Origin of the sequence: Candidatus Manganitrophus noduliformans (assembly GCF_012184425.1) — a bacterium.
In the GTDB taxonomy this organism is placed as follows: domain Bacteria; phylum Nitrospirota; class Nitrospiria; order SBBL01; family Manganitrophaceae; genus Manganitrophus; species Manganitrophus noduliformans.
Genome location: NZ_VTOW01000001.1, coordinates 1,188,397 through 1,209,411, shown reverse-complemented (window position 1 = coordinate 1,209,411; position 21,015 = coordinate 1,188,397). Strand labels below are relative to the sequence as shown.

22 protein-coding genes are annotated in these 21,015 nt (G+C 57.6%); 2 read left to right on the top strand and 20 right to left on the bottom strand.

Annotation, left to right across the window (positions count from 1 at the left end):
• Window positions 1-68: 68 nt before the first annotated feature.
• From MNODULE_RS06045 to MNODULE_RS05985, 13 genes are all read right to left on the bottom strand, one after another.
• Window positions 69-248, bottom strand: a complete 180-nt coding sequence (locus MNODULE_RS06045) for a hypothetical protein (protein WP_168058549.1) — start codon at window positions 246-248, stop codon at window positions 69-71.
• A 13-nt stretch (window positions 249-261) separates the two neighbouring features.
• Complete coding sequence (locus MNODULE_RS06040) at window positions 262-876, bottom strand: porin family protein (RefSeq protein ID WP_168058548.1); 615 nt, start codon at window positions 874-876, stop codon at window positions 262-264.
• 116 nt (window positions 877-992) lie between these two features.
• Window positions 993-1,280 carry a glutaredoxin family protein gene (locus MNODULE_RS06035; protein ID WP_168058547.1) on the bottom strand — a complete coding sequence of 96 codons (288 nt, stop codon included), beginning with the start codon at window positions 1,278-1,280 and terminating at the stop codon, window positions 993-995.
• A 176-nt stretch (window positions 1,281-1,456) separates the two neighbouring features.
• Window positions 1,457-1,660: a hypothetical protein gene (locus MNODULE_RS06030; protein WP_168058546.1), complete on the bottom strand. Its 204-nt coding sequence runs from the start codon at window positions 1,658-1,660 to the stop codon at window positions 1,457-1,459.
• A 19-nt stretch (window positions 1,661-1,679) separates the two neighbouring features.
• Complete coding sequence (locus MNODULE_RS06025; protein ID WP_168058545.1) at window positions 1,680-2,582, bottom strand: patatin-like phospholipase family protein; 903 nt, start codon at window positions 2,580-2,582, stop codon at window positions 1,680-1,682.
• Window positions 2,579-2,845, bottom strand: coding sequence for an STAS domain-containing protein (locus MNODULE_RS06020; RefSeq protein WP_168058544.1), 267 nt, complete (start codon window positions 2,843-2,845; stop codon window positions 2,579-2,581). Before MNODULE_RS06020 ends, MNODULE_RS06025 begins: the two co-directional genes overlap by 4 nt.
• Before the next feature lie 202 nt (window positions 2,846-3,047).
• Window positions 3,048-4,598 (bottom strand): sigma 54-interacting transcriptional regulator, encoded by a 1,551-nt coding sequence (locus MNODULE_RS06015; protein ID WP_168058543.1) that lies wholly within the window; start codon window positions 4,596-4,598, stop codon window positions 3,048-3,050.
• A 35-nt stretch (window positions 4,599-4,633) separates the two neighbouring features.
• Window positions 4,634-5,584 carry a WD40/YVTN/BNR-like repeat-containing protein gene (locus MNODULE_RS06010; RefSeq protein ID WP_168058542.1) on the bottom strand — a complete coding sequence of 317 codons (951 nt, stop codon included), beginning with the start codon at window positions 5,582-5,584 and terminating at the stop codon, window positions 4,634-4,636.
• 13 nt (window positions 5,585-5,597) lie between these two features.
• The gene (locus tag MNODULE_RS06005) at window positions 5,598-6,215 is read right to left on the bottom strand and encodes a cytochrome c (protein ID WP_168058541.1); all 618 of its coding nucleotides are present in this window, start codon (window positions 6,213-6,215) and stop codon (window positions 5,598-5,600) included.
• Between the two features lie 136 nt (window positions 6,216-6,351).
• Window positions 6,352-6,969, bottom strand: coding sequence for a cytochrome c peroxidase (locus MNODULE_RS06000; protein WP_168058540.1), 618 nt, complete (start codon window positions 6,967-6,969; stop codon window positions 6,352-6,354).
• Window positions 6,970-7,583: 614 nt separating this feature from the next.
• Window positions 7,584-7,763 carry a hypothetical protein gene (locus tag MNODULE_RS05995; RefSeq protein ID WP_168058539.1) on the bottom strand — a complete coding sequence of 60 codons (180 nt, stop codon included), beginning with the start codon at window positions 7,761-7,763 and terminating at the stop codon, window positions 7,584-7,586.
• 81 nt (window positions 7,764-7,844) lie between these two features.
• The gene (locus tag MNODULE_RS05990) at window positions 7,845-8,774 is read right to left on the bottom strand and encodes a DUF3179 domain-containing protein (protein WP_168058538.1); all 930 of its coding nucleotides are present in this window, start codon (window positions 8,772-8,774) and stop codon (window positions 7,845-7,847) included.
• A gap of 31 nt (window positions 8,775-8,805) precedes the next feature.
• Entirely contained in the window at window positions 8,806-9,756 is a 951-nt protein-coding gene (locus MNODULE_RS05985; protein WP_168058537.1) for an NmrA/HSCARG family protein, read from the bottom strand.
• Between the two features lie 220 nt (window positions 9,757-9,976).
• On the opposite strand from MNODULE_RS05985, the gene MNODULE_RS05980 reads away from it, so the two are divergent.
• Window positions 9,977-10,774, top strand: coding sequence for an HD domain-containing phosphohydrolase (locus tag MNODULE_RS05980; RefSeq protein ID WP_168058536.1), 798 nt, complete (start codon window positions 9,977-9,979; stop codon window positions 10,772-10,774).
• 94 nt (window positions 10,775-10,868) lie between these two features.
• On the opposite strand, the gene MNODULE_RS05975 is transcribed toward MNODULE_RS05980, so the two are convergent.
• Window positions 10,869-11,243, bottom strand: a complete 375-nt coding sequence (locus MNODULE_RS05975; protein ID WP_168058535.1) for a hypothetical protein — start codon at window positions 11,241-11,243, stop codon at window positions 10,869-10,871.
• A gap of 819 nt (window positions 11,244-12,062) precedes the next feature.
• Between MNODULE_RS05975 and MNODULE_RS05970 the strand changes: the two genes are divergently transcribed.
• A complete protein-coding gene (locus MNODULE_RS05970; protein WP_168058534.1) occupies window positions 12,063-13,424 on the top strand; it encodes a hypothetical protein in 1,362 nt (453 codons plus the stop codon).
• Window positions 13,425-13,604: 180 nt separating this feature from the next.
• On the opposite strand, the gene MNODULE_RS05965 is transcribed toward MNODULE_RS05970, so the two are convergent.
• From MNODULE_RS05965 to glk, 6 genes are read right to left on the bottom strand one after another with little or no spacing between them, the layout of a single operon-like run.
• Window positions 13,605-15,446: a glycoside hydrolase family 15 protein gene (locus MNODULE_RS05965; RefSeq protein ID WP_168058533.1), complete on the bottom strand. Its 1,842-nt coding sequence runs from the start codon at window positions 15,444-15,446 to the stop codon at window positions 13,605-13,607.
• Between the two features lie 10 nt (window positions 15,447-15,456).
• Window positions 15,457-16,563 (bottom strand): glucose 1-dehydrogenase, encoded by a 1,107-nt coding sequence (locus MNODULE_RS05960; RefSeq protein WP_202882123.1) that lies wholly within the window; start codon window positions 16,561-16,563, stop codon window positions 15,457-15,459.
• Window positions 16,564-16,584: 21 nt separating this feature from the next.
• On the bottom strand, window positions 16,585-17,361 hold the full coding sequence (locus MNODULE_RS05955) for an NAD(P)H-hydrate epimerase (protein ID WP_202882122.1): 777 nt from the start codon (window positions 17,359-17,361) through the stop codon (window positions 16,585-16,587).
• Window positions 17,340-18,896: a mercuric reductase gene (locus tag MNODULE_RS05950; protein WP_238339222.1), complete on the bottom strand. Its 1,557-nt coding sequence runs from the start codon at window positions 18,894-18,896 to the stop codon at window positions 17,340-17,342. The genes MNODULE_RS05955 and MNODULE_RS05950 overlap by 22 nt, the downstream gene beginning before the upstream one ends.
• 58 nt (window positions 18,897-18,954) lie before the next feature.
• Window positions 18,955-19,998, bottom strand: coding sequence for a class 1 fructose-bisphosphatase (gene fbp / locus MNODULE_RS05945; protein WP_168058532.1), 1,044 nt, complete (start codon window positions 19,996-19,998; stop codon window positions 18,955-18,957).
• Window positions 19,995-20,984 carry a glucokinase gene (glk, locus tag MNODULE_RS05940; RefSeq protein ID WP_168058531.1) on the bottom strand — a complete coding sequence of 330 codons (990 nt, stop codon included), beginning with the start codon at window positions 20,982-20,984 and terminating at the stop codon, window positions 19,995-19,997. The genes fbp and glk overlap by 4 nt, the downstream gene beginning before the upstream one ends.
• Window positions 20,985-21,015 lie beyond the last annotated feature (31 nt).

Genomic DNA, 21,015 nt, shown 5'->3' with positions numbered 1-21,015 from the left:
GGGTTCAGGGCTGCCCGCCCCTCACCCCGTTTGACTTAAACAACGTCTCCATACAAATAGGCCGATGGTTAGACCGTGTACTTCATGGAGGCGCCGCAACAGAGTGGAATATTCGTTGTGGCGCACTGCTCCCCATGTGTGGGGCAGGTCAGTTTGGTTGCATCTTTCTTGCTGACAATGCCGGGCCCTTCATCGAGCTTGGGCACGGGCCTTTCACCGGCACATTTCGTACAGATCAGTTTCGCCATGTTCTCCTCCTTTTTAAAATACCCACGCGATGCCGACCGTGGCCTCGGCGGTGTTCAGTTGCTCCTCGCGAGAATCCACGAGCTGGTCGATAAAGCGATACCGCCCATCGAGCCGAAGCGAGACATGCTCCACGACCTCATATTTCAGGCCGACCCCCACGTTGACGGTGAACCCGTCGTCATCGCTGATCGTCTTCGGAACCCCGTTGATGGTCCCGGTGATATCACGATCGATATCCGCGAACGCCCAGCCGACCCCCGCCGTCCCGTAGAAGACCACCGGGTCGTGGGGGTTGACATGGTAGACCGCGTTCACGTCGATCAGGTGGAGATCGAGATCAATCTCCCCCGTGGGGGTAATCTCGGCGGTATTCGGACTGAATGTGTACCGCCCCTCCAAACCGAAGTGGCGGGTGAAGTTGTAGGTGTAATTGAGCCCGACCGCGAAATCGTCATCCAACTCCGGCTTCCTTCCGGAGATCGCCGTATCGGTCAGCTCCGCGTTCGCCCCGAAGAGAGCACCGGCATGGATTCCGATCTCCTGGCTTCCCTCACGGATCTCGGCCCGCGCCAATCCCGGGATTGAAAGGGTCAATAGCGCCGCGAATGTCAAAAGTATCCTTTTCATTTTTATTCCCTCCTTCTCTATGAGTCTCTGCGTCACAATCCGCCGTTCCTGTATTGCTCTACCGCTGCACCATTGCAGCCGCCGGGCGGGATTTCCTCGATCACTCTCTTATCAACCTAATCTGTACAGATTTCATTGAAGCTTCCCGCCGCCGGAACCTTGGCGAACCGACCCTCCAGATAGGCAATGATGGCGTCATCATCATCCGCAATGACGACATCCCCATCCACCAGGGTGGGAATTCCCCTCTGCCCTGAGATGTTAAAAAGATCCTCTCTCATCGGCTTTTCATCGGGGACATTCACCGTGATATAAGGGACCCCCAATTCCGCCAGTTTCATCCGGACCCTCCGACAGTAGGAACACCACTCCGCCTGGTAAAGCTTGATCAATCGTTCGGGCATTTCAGACCTCCTTTTTTGTTGAACATTGTTCACGTTATTGGCCTCCTAAAACCGATAGGCCACGTCCGCGGCCAGGGTAAAATCGGCCGCGGCCCCTTGGGGCTATTGAAATTCTCGATCACTGATCATGGTCTCTTCCCGGTACAGAGCATTTCGACTCCACCCATCGGTTCCTCTCAATCGATCTCATGCTTCGGACTGCATCCTGCATATTGGACGAGCGAGGATCCGAATGTCGCGCGATTCGTGAGAATCGTGAAGTCCAGAATCTCGCCGCAGAGGATGCAGCGCCAGCCCTCAAAACATTTCCTCCCCATATCCTCGTAAAGGTCACAAAACCGCTCGTCGATCATCAAGCCACGACACTTTGGACACTGCATGACACACCTCCTCCCTGCATCAAACCGTCAGAGATAATGATGGGGCCGCATGGGAACCCCTCTCATCGATTCCCGTGTATCTTCTTGCCTTGCCTTTGTTCAGAAACGCATGAGACTTCAACACCGCGAGGGTCTCGGCCTCTCCTTTTTGGATCAGTTCCCGGCGGCGCTGCACCTTGAAGAATCGGTGGTCGCCCACATCCGGCTCGATCAAGATCAACGGCGTTTCTGCTTCAGAGCAGCGGCGGCACTCTAACATCTCCCTGTTTTTTATCTCGTAGAATCGTTCCATGATGGAAAAGATGCCGTCCTCCTGGATCTCATCACCGCTCAGGGGATTGAGCGGACCCAGGCTGACCGCAATGATCAGATCGGGCTTCCTGATCTTGGCCAGTTGAAGCGGAAGGCTATCCACTACCCCGCCGTCGACATAAAATGCTTCCCCGATCTTTTGGGGCGGAAAGATCCCGGGGATCGCGCAGGAGGCGTAAATCGCGTCGTGGAGCGGGGGATTCCGATCATGATTCATCCCCCAGAAGGTCATCTCCCCATCGCCGATGTTCACCGCACCGAGAAAGAGCGGTTTTTGAAGACGGTTGAACCGATCCGCTGGAATGACCCTCTTGATGAACTGCCGGAGGCGCTCCCCTTTGCAAAGACCCTTGATCCGGCCGGGGTTGGTCAAAAGACCTGCGTAGTTAAAGTCAAAGAGGTCGCTCTGCCGAAGGAAGAGGCCGATCTTCTCAATTTCACCGGCTTTCATCCCGCTTGCCGCCATCGCCGCAACGATGGCGCCCACACTCGTCCCTGCATATTCGGAGATCGAGATCCCTAATCGCTCGAGGGCTTTCAGAACGCCAATATGAGCAAGCCCCCTGACGCCGCCCCCTCCCAAGATCAACAGGACCTTTCCTATGTTCATCGCTCCCCTCTTCTTAAAAGTTCGGATAGAAATAAAGAACAGCCGGTGAGCCGGACCCGATCTCCCTGCACCGCTTTCAGCATTTCGACTCCCCTCTTATCAACAAAGCCGACGGCAGAAAGATCGAGGATCAATTTGCTTCGCTTACCCAGACACACCTTACATTCTCTTTCGAGCATGTCGATCCATTCCCCCACGATCCGGCCTTCCAGCTTTAATGTCACGGTCTTGTCATTCTCCGCGACGCGTGTAACTTTCAACATCTCCTCTCCCCCTACCTGGCTGCATCCCGCATTGGATTCCGCGGCATTCGTCTATGTCTATTACGATAGAGCAAGGTTTGAGCCAAATAAAAAAGCCATTTAAGAAAAACCTTAAATGGCTTTTATTTCAGGGACTTTAGAAAGTTTTTTTTACTTCTTATAGAACCGAGCTTCTCTCCTCCCCCACGGTATCCCGTGGCTTCTACGAAATGCCGTGGGGGTTCCGCTTGATTCCCAATTTCTGGAGTCGGCTGCGGAGGGTATTAGGATGGAGGCCGAGAATTCCGGCAGCCCCTTTCGGTCCTTCGATCACCCACCGGGTCGCCTCCAGTGTCTTGAGAATATGCTCCCGCTCGACCTCCTCGAGGGGAAGGAGGCCCTTTTCATTCCGATGAGGTAAATCGGAGGGGGGCAAGAGCGCGTCTTCTATCTCTAAGGTAGGTCCTTTCGATAAAATCACGGCCCGCTCAATCACATTCTCAAGCTCGCGGATATTTCCGGGCCAAGGATATGAGATCAGCCGATTCATCGTCTCTTGACGGATTTTCTCAATCCGCTTGCCCATCTTCATCGCGTATTTGTGGATAAAGTACTCGGTCAGCAATGGAATATCTTCTTTTCTCCCCCGCAGCGGAGGGAGGGCGATCGGAAAAACATTGAGGCGATAGTAGAGGTCCGCTCTGAAGGTTTTTTCTGAAACCGCCTTTTCCAGGTCCCGGTTCGTGGCGGCGATCAAGCGGACATCGACTTTGAGGGTCTGCGTTCCGCCCACCCTTTCCAATTCATGTTCTTGTAACACTCTTAGAAGCTTCGCCTGGACCTCCGGCGGGAGATCCCCGATTTCATCCAGAAAAAGGGTCCCCCCATCGGCCAGCTCAAATCGGCCTATCTTTCGAGAGAGGGCTCCGGTGAAGGAGCCTTTCTCATGGCCGAATAGCTCGCTCTCGATCAGCCCCGTTGCGAGCGCCGCGCAATTCACCTTGATGAGCGGCCTGTTCTTTCGCTTGCTCAGATCGTGAATGGCCCGTGCGATCAGCTCCTTTCCGGTCCCTGTCTCCCCAAAGATCAAAACCGAGGAATCGGTGCCGGCCACCTTCTCCACCCCTCTTAAAACTTTCTTGAGGGCCTGGCTCTTTCCAACGATCTCCTCGAAGTTATATTCGGTCTTGATCTCGTCCTGAAGATAGACATTCTCCTGATCGAGCCGATCTTTTAATTGCCTGATCTCTTCATAGGCTCTGGCGTTGTCCATCGCAATGGCGATCTGATCCGCAATGAGGGATAAGAGTTCGATTACCTCCTCCGAGTATCCGGCCGGGCTCTTGCCGGCCAGATTCAAGGTCCCGATCACCTCTCCCCGAGTGATTAGCGGGAGATTCAAAATCGACCGGAGCCCTTCCCTATAAAAAAAATCATCTTCAAAAAAGAGGCGTTCCTTGGCAAGGTCCGATCGGAGATGGTACCGCCGCTGATCCAAGACCCATCCGATCGCGCTCCCTGAATGGGGGATCTCCGTTTCCCATGTGAGATGCAAAGGAGAAACAGTGGTCTCCAGGACATAGATCCGAAAACAATCCCGGGCCGGATCATACAAGGTAATTCCGGCCCGGTCAAAAGGGAAGACTTTTTTAATCTGCTCGGCGATGACTTTGAATAAGCGGTCTTTATGCAGATTGGAGACGATTGCGTTATTGATTTCCAGAAGGGTCCGGTAGCGATCCTCGCATCCTTCTAACCGTTCTTTGAGATTCATCTGATCCACCAGGGCCCTCAATCAACACGCCCGATTTACCGGACATATCGGAGAATCGTTCCCCCATGCCCCACGGCCCAACCGTGGGCGGCATCGGAAAAGGTGACATTCCAAAGATCTTCAACGGTTCCGCTCGCTTCTTGTCGCCATCGGCGCCCCCCATCGGTCGTAAGGAGTATCAATCCTCCCTCTCCCACCGCCCAGCCGACCGCCTGATCTACAAAGGCAAGGCCCCAGAGGTCCTTTGTCGTCCCGGAAATTCGTGGAGTCCAGTTTTTCCCGCCATCCACCGTCGTCAACACCGTTCCTCCCGCGCCGGCCGCCCATCCATGCTCCGCATCGACAAAATGAATCTTGGCCAGCGGGTGAATGATCCTGATCTGGCCGATCCAGCGTTTCCCTCCATCGACCGTGCGGATGATGTCTCCTCGCATACTGGTTGCCCAACCGACCTGCGGACCCAGGAAGAAGACACTGGTCCAGTTGAAGGTCGATGCGGTCGACTGTGTCTCCCACTGAGATCCCCCTGTGCTTGTCTTCTGTACATCTTGAAAGGTCCCGACGACCCACCCATGCTCCGGATCGATAAAATCAAGATCCAAAATGGTTTGATCGCCCTCTTGCGGCTGCTTCGACCAGGAACGGCCCCCATCCTCGGTGCGAAGAAGAGCCTTTCGGGCCCCGCCGGCCCATCCCGTTCGTTCGTCGATAAAATCGACCGAAAAGAGATCATCCCGCGTCGGGCTCTCCTGCCGTATCCAGGTCTTTCCTCCATCCTCGGTATGCAGGATCGTTCCCTTTTCCCCCGCCACCCACCCTTTCTGATTGTTGACGAAAGCCACGCCGCTGAGATTGGCCGTTGTCCCGCTCGACTGAAGGATCCATCCGCTCTCTTTGGAATTGGAATCGGTTCGAACAGAGCAGGAAAATAAAGCCAAGGCCTGGAGCAGAAAAGATATGACGAGTGGGATCTCCCATCGCTTCATCGTACCCTCGCCTTTATTTTGGACCCAGGATATAGGCCACAATCGCCTCGATTTCCTGATCGGTCAGGTGAAAGTTCGGCATGAAGGTGTAAGGGTCCCAGGCCTCGGGGTCCTTGAGAAACTTCTTGTCCCATTCGGGACGGAGTTTCTCGCCGATCCGAGTTAAATTGGGGTAAATGTCTCTCCCGCCGGTTTTGATTGTATGACAGGCCCGGCAGTCATAGGCTTTGACCAACAGTTCGCCGGCCTTGGCAAGATCTTTTTCCTTGAGGATCTTTTCTCTGTCAACCGGCGTCTTGAGCGTATCGAGATAGGCGATGATATCATGGATCTCTTGATCCGAGTTCCAGGTAAACGCGGGCATTCCGGTGGCCGGACGGGTGAGAGAGGGATCTTCGAGCCACTGGAACAACCATTCTTTGGACCGCCGCAACCGGACATTGGTCAGGTCAGGGCCGACATCCCCCCCTTCCTTCCCGATGCCGTGACATTGATAACAGTCGAGCTCTCTCATGAGCTTCTCACCGGCAATCGGATCTCCGACAGACTCTCCTTCATCCGCGCTTGCTTCGGCCGGCTCCAGAAAAAGGGCGACTCCGCCCGCGAAAACGATTAGAGATAATACCCACATAAAGCCGAATACTCGTTTATCTGCTCGTTTGAAGAACCCCGCCCTAGCGGGGCGGGGATTGCGCTCGCAATGCGTGTTCATGTTCGCCTCCTGCTGGGGAGGAATGGGGTCCCCATTCCTCCCCATTCTGAAATGATTACATGGCGCCCGGCACCGGACGAGGAACAATCTTCTCTTTCCCAGGCTCCAGACTTTTCCCCTTGCTAAAGTCAGTAATGTATGCGACAAGATCGACCGATTGCTGGCTGTTCTTGTCGATCGGAGCCCCCTTCAGAAAGGTCATAATGCACATGTTGTTCATGCCGGCCAGGTCGACCAGCGCCTTCATCGGGCCCATCGGTTTGGGAAAATGGGCGGCGGCCCCTCGGAGGGTGGGGATATTCACCTTCATCTTCATCCCTTTCCACTCCATCTCGGCCGCTCCCCCGACGGTCCCCCCATTTTCGTGGCAGGTTGAGCAACTTTTGCGGCTCTTATTGTCGCCGAGCTTCTCGTCGTTAAACAACTTCTCGCCCCGCTTGATGCCGGCCTCAAGCGTGTCGGGCTCCATCGACATCATCATCTTTTGCATGGCCATGACCTTGTCCGGCGGCAGGAGATAGGAGCCTCCTGAAGCCATCATCTCTCCTCCGCTCATCTTTGAGCCCATACTTTCTTGTCCCCCCATCGCATCCATATTCCCCATCGACGAACACGCATTGATGATCAACAGGGAAATCCCGCCCAGCATCGTAAAAAATAATGTCCGCTTCATAACCCTCCCCTCCATTTTAGTGAGGCCCCCTGCCACCTTCGGTTTCCTGCAAAGGGTTCCCGGTTTTTTGTCCCTATCTCCACGGCTCCAAACAAACTCCCTGGTCTTTCGGTCCGGCGCCTTTTTTCAGATTGCTTCTCTTTTCCCTCGAACCTCCTCGATCCGCTCACGCTCAATAGTCGGATCGAGGATGATCCCCCTGCGTCCGATGCGGGCCTGGTCTCCATGCACAGACCGCCATACGAGCGATACAAGTCGGATCATTGAAAAACTACTCTCTTTGATAAAGAATAAATGTAGTCGGGACTACCAATTGAAGATTCCACGCCGCCATGTGAAACATCGACATACCGCCCCTCTATGATGGATTTCCCCAAGAGCGGCCGGGTCGGGCTTTCCCTCCCCGAAAGATTGGCTTTCTTCGTCTCGTCCTATCATCATGGCAAATCCCATCGTCCCATGGACACGGCTATCCCTGGAAATCCACGGCGTCCGGACAATATAGATTTTGAAACTGTCAGGCTCAAATAGAAGGGCGGTCCCGGCCCCATCAGCGATGGGGCCGGAATTATTTTCTGAAAGGTAAAAACAGATGAATACTTAGACGCGCGTGTTCACGCTTTGTATTGCATCGGCGCGCCACAGCAGGCCGGAATATCGGTCGGCATGCATCCTTCCCCGTGAGCCGGACAGACAAGCTTTCCGGGATCCTTGGCGCTCGGAACGCCCGGGCCATCATGGACGTGTGGAACCGCTCTCTTCCCGCCGCATTTGGAACAAACTAATTCCGCCATTTAATCACCCCCTCTCCATTTGAATTTGATGACACTTTTTTTAAAATAAGACGCGAGCCGGTTTGGTTTCTCTCGAGATGTTCATGGTCTCCCTCCCCGCGACGGGGAGTGCCGATAGATCTCCGTTTTTGGATGAAAGGCCGCCCAGGCAAACCAATAGGAAACCACCGCCGGAAGTTCCCGTCCCTCTTGGTCCCGAATCCGTGCGGTCCGGGAGGGGCGATCATACGAGAGGATCACCCGCTTCGATCCGAGGACGTCTGTAAAAGATTTCGGACCCCGCTCCAGTTCCGAGAAGGGGTAAGCGCGGGCGATCCCGTCGAGATCGATCCCAAGGACCCACGCTTTTGGCTGAAGGCGATCATCCCCCTTTCCAACCGGGAACATCAGGCGATCCGACCGGGCATACGATTCATACGGATCGCGCGTGTAGTCCCGCGTGAAGCCGGTATCGGTCGAGAGGACCTGCGTCTTCGGATGATCGGCCCGCCAGGCTCGCCAGGTGGTATGGACCAAAGGGAGCAGCCTCAGACGGGTCCCGGTAAGCGGGCCGGTCACTCCCTCTTGTTGTATCTGCGACCAGAGGCTTTCGGTCTGATGATCGTACATCAGCACATCGCTCTTGTAGAGAAGGCCGGAGACGCCGAAGGTGTAACGCTTTCCCTCGATCACCGGATCGAACGCCATCCCAGTCCCGCAGAGAGGACAGTAACTGATCAGGATCGGTCGGCCGCCGATCTCATCGTTGACGATCTCGTGCCAGTTGAGGATCTTAATCGGGTAGGCTTTCGCCTCGCCGTTTGATTCGAGGGCGAGAACCCGATCATCCCACTTTAAAAATTCAGCCTGATCCGCAGGAACAAACTTCGGCCTTAGGATCGCAGGGATGCCATCCTTCTCCGGTCCCCCGGATAAAATTTCATCCAAAGGGATGCTGTGTTTCGAAAAATCGAACCCCATCAGGGAAATCGCGGCAATGACCAACAATATTCCTCTTGATCTGTTCTTCATCGCAGCTCCTAACCATATTCCTCGGCCCATGTTACCCGATCGGAATTCGGCTCTTATTCTTGGCGAGCCACTGCTCGAAGCTCTGCAGCTCCGGGTTGAGCAACCGGGCGACCCTCGGATCTCGGATCGCGCAGAAGTCGTCATTGAAATCGCGCTTGAACTGGAACATGTTCCCGAGATCGTCGGCCCCTGGGAAGCCGAAGCTGCGGTAGGCCTCGGGCGACACCTCGTTGTAGCGGACCTCCTGACCGAGCGCCCGGGTAAACGCGGCGGCCATCTGCGCCCCGGTCAACTGGTCCCCGGAAATCCCGACCCTCTTCCCGATGAACTCCGAGCCTCGCTTGAAGATCTCGAGCGCGCACTTGCCGATGTCCTCGGCGGCGATGCCGGGAAGTCTCTTGCCGCCCATCGGGAGTGTGATCGCCAGCTTTCCGTCCGGTCCCTTCTTCGGACCCATCCCGAAAGAGATGAAGTTGTCCCAGTAGAACGAGGTCAAAAGAAACGTCGTCGGTACGCCGAGGTCGGTGAAGGCCTGATCGGCCTCTCCTTTGCCGTCGAAGTGCGGCACCTTGTACTTTCCCATCAGCGTCGGAATCCGGTTGTCGGAAAGCGGCACCCAATTGCGGGTGTCTTCGAGGGTCGACCAGATGACATGCTGGAGACCGGTCTCCTTCGCCGCCTTGGCAATGTTCGACGCCTGCGCCGTTTCCCTCTCTGGGGAGAAGTGCTCCCAGAAGTTGGTGACGCAGAACGCCCCATAGGCTCCGGCGAACGCCCGCTTGAGGGCCTCGACATCGTCGAGATCCGCCGCGACGACTTCGGAACCTTGCGCTTTGAGCGCCTTCGCCTTTTCGGAGTCGACCTTTCGGGTCAGCGCGCGTACGGCAAATTGACCGTCTTTGTGGCTCAAGATGGCGCGGACAAGTCCGCCCCCCTGCGCGCCGGTGGCGCCCACAACAGCGATCGTCTTTTCTTCAGTCATGATGGTTCCTCCTGAGTTGTAATGGAAAGATCATTGATGAATCAGAACTGAGAATGGAACCTTTCTTTCTTCGACTTTGGATCAAGGTTATGCGATATCCCCCATAAAAAATGTAGTCCAGTATACAAAACGGGGGGAAACACGTTTTGGCAGGTAAACCTGCTTTTGGTATGTTGGGCTACAACATCGGGAAGGGCCATTCTGTTATGTTGAAGGGGAAGTGATCGTTGGATTCCACCCGCTGCGCGGTTTTAAGATGCCTTCTGAAAAACAGATCAACCAGGCCTATCTCGATACCCTCAATCTCCTCTCCAACCTGATCGAGGGGAGGGACCCCTACACCGCCGGCCACACCTGGCGGGTCTCCCGATATGCCGTCGCGATGGCGCGCCAGCTCGGCTGGGATCAGAAGAAGCTCTCCGCGATCGAATTGGGGGCCCTCTTTCATGATCTGGGAAAAATTGGGACTCAAGACCAGATTCTGGGAAAAGTCGGACCGCTCTTGGAAGAGGAGTTCAAGCAGATCAAGGTCCATCCGATTGAGGGAAGGCGGCTTCTTCAGGGAATCGAAATGCTCCGCCCGGCGATCGTGGCGATCTACGCTCACCATGAACGGTATGATGGCAGCGGTTATCCGGAGGGTCTCAGGGGAAAAGCGATTCCTGCGGAGGGACGGCTGGTTGCCGTGGCCGACGTCTTCGACGCGCTAACGAGCAATCGGCCCTATCGCCGCCCCGGGCCTGTTGACGAGGCGCTCGACTATCTGGAGGCCCATAAGAGAATCCATTTTGATCCGGAGATGGTTGACGCCTTCTGTTCTGCCTGGCGGGAGGGAGCGCTTGAAAAAACGGTCCTCCATAGCGAGGGGCATATCCCTCTCCTCGAATGTCCTGCGCACGGTCCGACCATCGCCGTCAGCCCCAGCGCCTCGCAAGGGGACGAAATCTTCTGTCCCGTCTGCAAGACCCGGTTTGTACTTGTTCGGACCGAAGAAGGATGGCAGGCCAAATTGGTTTAAGGGGGAGGATGCGTGTCGGCCCTGCCGAGAAGAATACGACTGTTCGCCATTTGCCCCGAAGGACACACATCGCAACACTGGCGTCCCAGACCGCTCAAACACCTCTTGAAGACAAGCGGTTGGGACGTCCGCTCCACCCCGCGGCGATCCACAAGGCAGCCGGTATCAATAGGGTCAGCTGCAGAATCGGCCAGAGTCCCACGCCGAGCCATGGAATCTGCGGCATCCGATCAGAATAGGACCAGCGCCCCCAAAAAATGGCGATCCACTCAATCGCCACGGCGCAGGCCGCCCCGATGAATGCGCCCTGCAAGTAAACCCGCCTGGTTCTTGCTCCCCGATGTTTAAACCGCCACGCCAAAAGCAGACCCGCGCCGAGGGTGAGGAGCGCGTCTCCGATACTGGCAACAGTGCAGCGAAGCGCTGTCTCCCGCCATGGTTGCCCCGCCATCTCGGTGTAAGCCACCATCTGAAACATCTCCCAAAACCAGTTCAGCACAAAAGCGGCAACGAACAGCACAATGAAAAAGCGACATCCAGATAGCGGTGGCCCTTTTTTCTCTTCCATGCCTTGCTCTTTATTGCGAAGTATAGAAACCAGTTGGCCTCTCTCTTCCCTTGGCCGATGCTTCATTTGCACTTCGGCGGAGGGGTCGGCATAAAGTTGTGGGCCACTCCGGGCTTGAATTGCATCTTCATCATATCGAATTCATCGACCGCCACATGCCGAAGCCAATACCCTTCCTGGCCATTATCCCGCCTTGGGATATTCTTTCATAATCATATTGCTGCTAAGTACACATAAACAAATCCGCCGTAAATCGTAAATGTAGACTGGGATACCGAAACCATTTTCTTTATCGGCGGCTTGTTCATTCGGTCGGCCCCCTCTTGAAGGCGTTCTTCATCGAAATTTCACATCTCCTTCATCAAAACCTCATCATTTCGCGTCATGCTACTTTTGCTCGTCAGAAGAAGTTTTTATCAGTCCGATTTGGAAACTTATTAAGGAATCATCCTATCAAATACAAAAACAAGGAGAAAGACAATGAGTAGAAATAGACAGTATTTAAGCTCCTTCGCGCTGGGAGTCGTTTTTGGCTTAATCACAACAACCTCTATGGCACAGCATCCCAGCCCCCAACCGCGACCCATGGCCACGATGGGAACCGTAGAATCTCAATTTACGACGAAGGAGCCCGACGGGTCGCTTACAACCAAAATTATCTCGGCGACAACCCCTCTGCCGTCCGGTATGGATAACGAACTTCCTTACGTTGAGGGCAACATGCTTGATGGACTGGGCGTCGAAATGGTTAATACGCTCCCTTCCACACCCACGATTCCCTTCAACCTAATTGACGGAGAAGTACAAATCAGCCCAATCCCAAAGATTTCACCGAAGGACGATCTGGAACAGCTTCTCAAGGAGATCCAGAGTGCGGCCAAGAAAGGGACTGTCGATCAGCAGAAGATTCAATCCGCTTTGGACATCCTGGAAGGAAACCCGATTGCAAACAGGGCGTACAGCGGATTTCCGTTACTGCACTACAACGGTCCCGACAAGGTCGGTGTTGTGACCCCTATTTTCGATGCGCGGGGGGGCAAAATCGGCGGCAACGTAAACATCCATCAGATCTGGTACGACAACCATATCGAATCTGATACTGCTCTGTTGGACGACAGCGCCGTCCGTGATGTCCCGTGGACGGCGACCTATACCATTGACGTCCTCAATGGCGGCGCGGACGATTTCTCGCCGTTCGTGATGTACTTTGACGATCCCTCGTTAAGCATGCCGGGCATGCCGCCCATGCCTCACGTCGGGATGGATGCCACTTTCTATCCCATGTCAGACGGTCACCGCTATGTAATCAAGGTCAAGCATGCGCCGGCGAAATATTACAACCTAACCTATACATGGGGCTGGCGTATTCACCCGCCTCGCGTTCAGGTCACGGAGAAGCTCGCCAAGGCGGCGCCGGACGAAACCGGCGTGATGCGAGATCTGTTGTGGTGGGAAACTTCGACCTTCGGCGCCAACCCCCGTCAGGACGAAGCCAGCAAGCTGTACGCAATCGGCAAGATCGGCGAACTCGCGCCGGCAAAACGCATGTGGCAAGCCTTGCGCGACGCGCGTTCGGCAAGCGCCGGTCAGGTGGTTGAATTGATCTCCGACGCGCTGATCTCCTTCCGCGATTGGAGTGACCGCACGCGTCTGCCGCGCGGCGTTCAGGCGGATCCGAACTCGGACATCACCTTAGTCTACCTGAACAATACCCTGTACGCCAATGCGACCAGCTTCAACAATTGGAGAGGCCCCGGCGCTATCTTCAAAGCGACCGTGCTTAACGGCGATCACTTCATCCACGCGTACGTCAATGTCGACTTTGGCGGCTCGCGGGGATGGGAAAATCAGTTCCAGCAATCGGGGGGGCCGGGCGGCTCCCACACCTTCGGCCGCGTCCATTGGTGGATGAACACGGCCCTGCCGCTTAATTCGATTATCGTCCCACCGGCTTCCGCAGATGGAATCACCCTCGGCAGACACAATGTTGAAACCATCCTGAATTACGACGCGCCTCAAAGAATCAAGCTGTATCAGTTTGATCCTCTTCATCATGATGTGGCCGTCTACTCGTTACACTGAACCCTATCCCTGAATCCTGCAGTCGTTAAGATCGCGGTTGCAGGATTCAGGTGGAAGCAGAAGCAATGGATCGCGGCATTCCAAGCCCCCCTGCACCAGGGGGCTTCATTGACGATCGATATAACAGATCGGGATTTTTGGAAAGGCGGTTCGTTCCGATGCGCACTTTCCGCCTTGGTTTTATCGCCAATTTCCGAGCGCCCGGTCGAGGTTGAAAGCGGCGCTGATCAGGGCGAGATGGGTGAAGGCTTGCGGGAAGTTGCCGAGCGCCTCGCCGCTCGGCCCGGTCTCCTCGGCGAAGAGGCCGAGGTGGTTCGAATAGCCGAGCATCTGCTCGAAGATCAACCGGGCGGTATCGAGCCTCTCCGGGTCGGAACGTCCGGCCCGCGCCATCGCCTCGACCAGCCAGAAGGTGCACATGTTGAATGTCCCCTCCACCTCGTTAAAGCCGTCGGGCAGATCCCGAACATTGTAACGGTAGACCAGACTGTTCGAGACAAGCCCCCCTTCTTCAGGCGATTTGAGAACGGCGTCCAGCGTCTTTCGCATCCGAGGATCGTCGGGAGAGACGAAGAAGACAAGGGGCATCAGAAGATTGGCCGCATCCAGGGCGCGGCCGCCGTAGTACTGTGTGAACGCTTGCCGCTCTTTATCCCATCCCTCTGTCATGATCTGATGATAGAGGATATCGCGGCAGGCGAGCCACTTCTGCCGATCAGCGGGAAAGGAGCGCTTGTCGGCAAGGCGCAGCGCTCTGTCGAACGCCACCCAGCACATCAACTTTGAATAGACAAAGTGCTGCCGCCCGCTACGGATCTCCCAGATCCCCTCATCGGGCCGATCCCAATGGCTGGCGACATACTCCATCAGTCGGCCGAGATGGCGCCAGAGATCGTATGAAATCGGCGAGCCGTACTTGTTATAAAGATAGACCGAATCGATCAACTCCCCGTAGATGTCGAGCTGGAGTTGGTTGTAGGCCCCGTTTCCGATCCGGACCGGCCGCGATCCCCGGTACCCTTCGAGATGATCGAGATGTTCCTCCGTCAGCGCATGCCGGCCGTCGATCCCGTACATGATCTGAAGCGACCCATCCGGGTTCAACTCCGCGCAGCGCGCTTCCAGCCAGTGCATAAACGCCGTCGCCTCCTCCGTGAATCCGATCCGCATGAACGCGTAAAGGGTGAAGGCGGCATCCCGGATCCAGGTGTAACGGTAATCCCAATTCCGACCTCCGCCAATCGTCTCCGGAAGAGAACAGGTCGGCGCGGCGACGATCGCCCCCGTCGGCTGAAAGGTGAGGAGCTTAAGAGCCAGCGCCGACCGGTGGACCATCTCCCGCCATCGGCCGCTGTAGTTGCACTTGGAGAGCCATCGCCGCCAGTATTCGACCGTTTTCTTGAAAAGCGCCGTCGCCTCTTCCTCCGATAATCCCGCCCCGCAGCCCGCTTCCGGCTCGGTATCCTGGAGAATCGATGTCGCGCTCTCCCCCTCACGCAGGACGAAATCCGAGACGACCCCCTCTCCCTCCGGCGTCAACGGGAGCCGGGTGGCCAGTCCGAGGTGAAGCTGCGGCGAATGGAAACAGGCCCCGCCCGGGATGATTCGGACATCGTGGCGGTCGCGGGCATAGTTGAAGGCGGGGCGGCACTCCAGGTGAAACCTCATCGCTCCCCGGACGACCCGGACGCGGCGGACGAGTTGGTGGCGGCCGTGCCCCTGCCATTCGACCCCGACCGGCATATAGTCGGTCACTTCCCCGACGCCGTCCGCGGAGAGGAAGCGGGTCACGAGAATATTGGTATCGGGCCAATAGAACTGCTTGCGCCGGATTGCCGTGTCGCCGTCCACCGGCGCGATCTTGAACCGTCCCCCTCTTCGATCATCCAGGATCGCTCCGAAGACGCTCGGCGAGTCGAAGTGGGGGAAGCAGAACCAGTCGATCGACCCGTCCATCCCGACGAGGGCCGCCGTATGCATGTCTCCGATAAGACCGTAGTTTTCGATCGGTTGATACGCCATGTTGTTCCTCTCAGAATTCGGCGATGTCGCAGTAGACTTTGATCGCCTCCTTTTCCTCGGTCAGATCGTTGAAGAGAAGGGGGTAATTTTCCAACCCTTGAACTGCATGGGTCAGCAGCCGTTTCAGCCAGCCGGGATAGGCCGCCTCGGCATGCGCCAGATCTCGGACCGCCGCCTCGAAATCGTCGCGGCCCGCGCTGACGATCCCGACGGCGACTTTGTTTCCGAGAACAAATTCCAGGTTAATCCGGTCGGCCGGGACTTCCACCTTTCGGTCGCCCCCCGTCACACTGGAGAGAATGATGATCCCATTTTTTCCGACCGCCTCCATCGCCTCGAAGGCGAGCGGAGAATAACCGGTCGCCTCCAGGATCATGTCGAAGGGGCCCTCCCGGTTCGCCGCCTCCAGGAGCGAGATCTCCTGCGTGGAATAATAACGGGCCCCCACCGCCTCGGCCAGATCGGTGTTGAGATACGGCTTCTTCGTTCGAGCAAAGGTTGTCACATCGAATCCCCGCAACCGGAAAATCAGCGTCGCCAGAAGGCCGATCGTCCCGGCGCCGAGCACCGCCGTCCGTTGCGGCCGCCAGAGTCTCAGTCGCCGCTGAATCTCCACCGCCTGCCGCCACCCCTTCTCGGCCACCGTCGTCGGCTCGACCAGCACCCCCACTTCTTTCAGCGACGGCGGTACCTTCACGAGATAAGAGGCATCGTCCACGACCTCCTCGGCGAGGTAGCCGTGAAGGAAGTTGATCCCCCGCTCATAGTAGGTCTCATCGGTGCTCAGGTCGGGAAAACCGATCCGGTCGTAGAGACTCCCGCCCGGCCGCCGCACCATCGGGACGACGTAGTCGTCGGGGGAGAGATCGGAAACTTCCGAACCGACCTCTTCCACTCGGCCGAATCCTTCATGGCCGATCACCAAGATTTCTTCTCCCGGAGGGGGCGCGCCGTATAACCCTTCATTGATCTCCTTGTCGGTTCCGTCGATCCCGACGCGCAGCATCCGAACCCGCACCCCCCGGCCGTCGGGGATCGACGCCATCGAGGGGGTCGGAACCTCCGCCAAGTGAACCGAATTCGGCTGTCCAGGCCGAACGGCAATCGCTTTCATCATGACCTCCGTTGAGTCCGTTCTTTACCGAACGACAAGAGGAATGTAAAACCGATTTCCGAAAGGCGGCGTGTAGGCCACCCCCGCCCGGTGATAGGTCTCCTCCGGAATGCCGAGATCTGCGAGGAAGAGAGGTCCGGTCCGATCGGGATGCAGTCCCCGCTTCGGAAGGGCGAGCGTCAGCGTTGCCTGCGGACGGATCGCCTCGCCGTATGCAACGCCGGTGGCGGCGTCGAGGCCGCTCGGAAGATCGAGGCTGAGAATCGGCGTCCCGCTCCCGTTCGCCCAGCCGATCAGCGCCACCGCCGTGCCGCGCGGCGCGTCGGTCAAACCGTAGCCGATCAGCGCATCGACGATCAGATCGGCCGGGGTCCGGTTCAGATGATCCGGATCGATCTCTTTTCCTCGCGTCGATTGGAAGATCCCCTGCTGCTGCGCGGGAACTTCGCCGAGCCGCTCGGTTGCCAGGCAGAGGGAGACGGCAATGCCTCGATTCGCCAGATGGCGCGCGGCGCAGATTCCTCCCCCGCCGTTCCCCCCGCCCCCCGCCAGAACGGTAATCCTCGCCTTCCGCCACTCCCTTCCGAGAAAATCGAGCGCCATCAGCGCCAGGCTGCGCCCCGCGTTCTCCATCATCTGAAAGAGGTTCGGGCCGGTCTCCTCCATTGCGATCCGGTCGATCTCCCGCATCTGATCGGCGGTCACCGAGGGGATCTCGACGCCGGATTCCGTGAAGAAGCGCGGGAGGTCATTCGACCGATCGGCGTTCCGCTGCATGCTCACCGCGTCCAGCCAAACCATCGCATCAAGATTTTTCTCTTCCCTTCGGTGAAGGTGCTCTTCCGCCAGAGCGTCGCCGCCTTCTTGACCACCTCCGCCTGCGTCGGGTAGGGAAAGATTGTTCCGGCGATCGTCCCAAGCCCCGCCCCCGCCTTCATCGCCAGGGTGAAGAGGGAGATCAGATCGCCGGCATGCGCGGCGACGATCGTCGCGCCGACGATCGTGTCGGTTCCCTTTTTGACATGCACCCGGGCGAATCCTTCGTTCTCTCCGTCGAGGATCGCCCGGTCGACCTCATGGAGAGGATAGGTGTAGGTGGAGACCTCAATTCCTTTCGCTTTCGCATCGGCTTCCGAGAGACCGACATGGGCCAGCTCCGGCTCGGTGTAGGTGCACCAGGGAATGATCAACGTATCGGTGCCGGCATAGCCAAGGCCGAGCGGATGGGGAAAGAGGGCGTTCTGGATGACGATCTGGGCGAGGGCGTCGGCGGTGTGGGTGAACTGATAGGGGAAGCAGACATCCCCCGCCGAGTAGATCTTCGGGTTCGTCGTCTGAAGCCGCGCGTTCACCCGGACTCCGGTTTTCGTATTGTAATCAACCCCCGCCTCCTCCAGGCCGAGCCCTTCCACATTCGGAGCGCGGCCGACGCCGATCAGGATCGCCTCGCCGACCCACTCCTTCTCCTCACCCTTCGATCGGTAAGGCAGGACTTTCTCGCTCCCTCGGCGCTCGGCACGTAGCAGGTCCGCATGGAAGACGAACGCAACTTCCTCTTTTTCCATCCGTGTCTGGACGATCCCCGCCGCATCGGCCTCCTCGCGCGGGAGGATTCGGCCGTTCTTCTCGAAGAGGGTGACGCGGCTGCCGAACCGGGCGAAGGCCTGCGCCAGCTCGCAGCCGATCGGCCCCCCGCCGATCACTGCAATCCGGCTGGGGAGTTCTGTGAGACTAAAGACGGTCTCGTTCGTCAGATAACCGGTCTCCTTCAGGCCGGGGATCGGGGGTGCCGCCGCCCGCGCCCCGGTGCAGATGACCGCCTTTGAAAAGAGAAGCCGCTTGCCGCCGACTTCGACGGCATCGGGCGCGACGAACTGTCCCTCTCCGAGGAAAACATCGACCCCCATCTGTTGGAACCGTCGCGCCGAATCGTTCGGGCTGATCCGCGCCCGCAGCCGCCGCATCCGGGCCATCGCTTCGGCGAAATCGTATTTCACGCCGGGCGGGACCTGGGCGCCGAATGCCTCCGCCCGGTGAAGATCGGCCCAGGCGCGCGCGGCGCGGAGCATCCCTTTCGACGGAACGCAGCCGACGTTCAGACAGTCCCCCCCCATCAGATGCCGCTCGATCAGCGCCACCTTCGCGCCGAGCGCCGCCGCCACCGCCGCCGTCACCAGCCCCGCCGTTCCGGCCCCGATCACGATGAGGTTGTATCGCCCCGTCGGCTCCGGGTTGACCCAGTCGGGCGGGTGAACGTTGTGGATCAGCGTCCGGTTGTACTCATCCGCCGGAAGCATCGTGCCGAGCTCATGATGGATCTCAGATGTCCGTGTCATCGATTCTCTCCTCCGCAATGGTTCGCCGCAATCCGGCGCGCATAGTCTTTTTCTCTCCTCACGGGAGACGCTCCCCTCCGGAATCATTGATCCCCTTTCTTCTGCGGCTCCGGATGAACGATTCGGCCCGCGCCACCTCTTCCGGGCTTCCGATGAAGAGCGGCACGCGTTGATGGAGGTTCTTCGGCTGAAGAGCGAGGATCGACTCGGTCCCGGTGCTGGCGCGTCCCCCCGCCTGTTCTACCACCAAGGCAAGGGGGGCCGCCTCATAAAGGAGCCGTAGCTTCCCCTCCGGTTGATCCAGACTCCCCGGGTAGAGATAAATCCCCCCTTCGAGAAGGATTCGATGAATGTCGGCCAAGAGCGATCCCGCATACCGGAGCGCATAACCCCGCTCCCCTTCGTCCCCTCGCCCGCTAAAATCATCGACCAGACGTTGGACCTCGGGGGCCCATCGGCGATAGTTCCCTTGATTCACGCTGTAGGCGCGGCTGCGCGTCGGAATCCGGATATTCTCATGGGAGAGAAAAAACTCGCCCACCCCCGGATCAAGTGTAAAGCCATGAACCCCACTCCCGACAGTGTACACCAGCATCGTGCTGGGGCCATACATGATGTAGCCGGCCGCGATCTGCTCCGATCCCTTCCGCAGAAGCGCCTCCGGTGTCCCGTGCGCCTCGCCTTCTGGTCTCTTTTGAAAGGAGAAGATCGAGCCGAAAATCCCGTTGACATCGATATTCGACGATCCGTCGATCGGATCGACCAAAAGGGTGTAATGGCCCTGCGGGCAGTTCTCCGGGAGATGCAGCGGTTTTTCCATCTCCTCGGAAATCAGCGTGCAGAGGAGCCCGCCGTATCCAAACGCCTCGACGAAGACCTCGTTGGCGAACCGATCGAGCTTCTTGACCGCTTCCCCCTGGACATTGGTTTCGCCGGTGAGCCCCAGGATGTTGACCAAGCCGGCCCGGCTGACCTCCCTGACAATTGTTTTCGCGGCCAGGCCAAGCTGGATCAACAGCGAGGAGAGCTCCCCCGTCGCTTTCGGGCTGTATTTTTGCTGCTCCAGGACATGGCGCGCCAGTGTCATCTTCTTTCTGTTCATGATGATTTCCCCCCTTGAATACAGGCGTAACGCGCCGCCCCGAGCAGGGCCGTCTTCTCATCGAGAATGACCCGGACCGGGATGCGGCTCATCAACGACGCGAAGCGTCCCTTGTCGAGAAACCCCTTCATAAATGCCCCATCGATCAACCTGCTCAAAATCTTCGGCGCGATCCCCCCTCCGACATAGATCCCGCCGGTCGTCAGGGCCTTGAGCGCCAAATTGCCCGCCTCGGCCCCATAGACCGAGACAAAGAGATCGAGCGCTTTCACGCAGAGATCCGCCTTTCCGGCGAGGGCCGCCTCCGAAATCACGGAAGAGGGATCCTCTTTCGACAGCCGTTCGGAGAGCCAGGAAGGCTCTTCCCCCTCCCCGGCGTCCCTCAAGAACTGATAGATGTTCCAAATTCCGGGGCCGGAGAGAACCCGTTCATAACTTACCCGGGTATATCGTTTTAGTAAATATTCGAGCAGTTCGATTTCGAGGGGGTTGCGCGGCGCGAAATCGGCATGTCCTCCTTCCGACGCCGACGGCCGGCAGGTTGAACCATCCCAAAAGAGAATCGCCTCCCCCAACCCGGTCCCCGCCGCGATCACGGCTCTATTTCCTCCCGCGTCCGCCTGACCCGGGTTGAGACTGCAATACCCTTTCTCGGTCAGCCCCAAGGCGCCGTAAGCGGTCGCCTCCAGATCGTTGAGCAACGCCACGGAAGGAATCTTGAACCGCCGGCCGATTTGATCGGCCTCCACGGTCCAAGGAAGATTGGTGGTCTCGCACCGGCCGTTGACGACCGGCCCCGCCACGCCGAAGCAGGCTTCCCGGAATGAGGTCTTCCGGTCTTTAAGGAATTCCTGAACCACCTGTGAAAAGTCGGCATAAGATCGGCTCGGAAAAACCTGCTCGTCCAGCAGGACGGGTTTTTCCCCGTCACAGGTGAAAAGCGCCAGGATCGTCTTGGTTCCTCCGATATCCCCCGCAAGAATCATTCTTCTCTCCTCCCGGGCAGGCGCGCAGGAA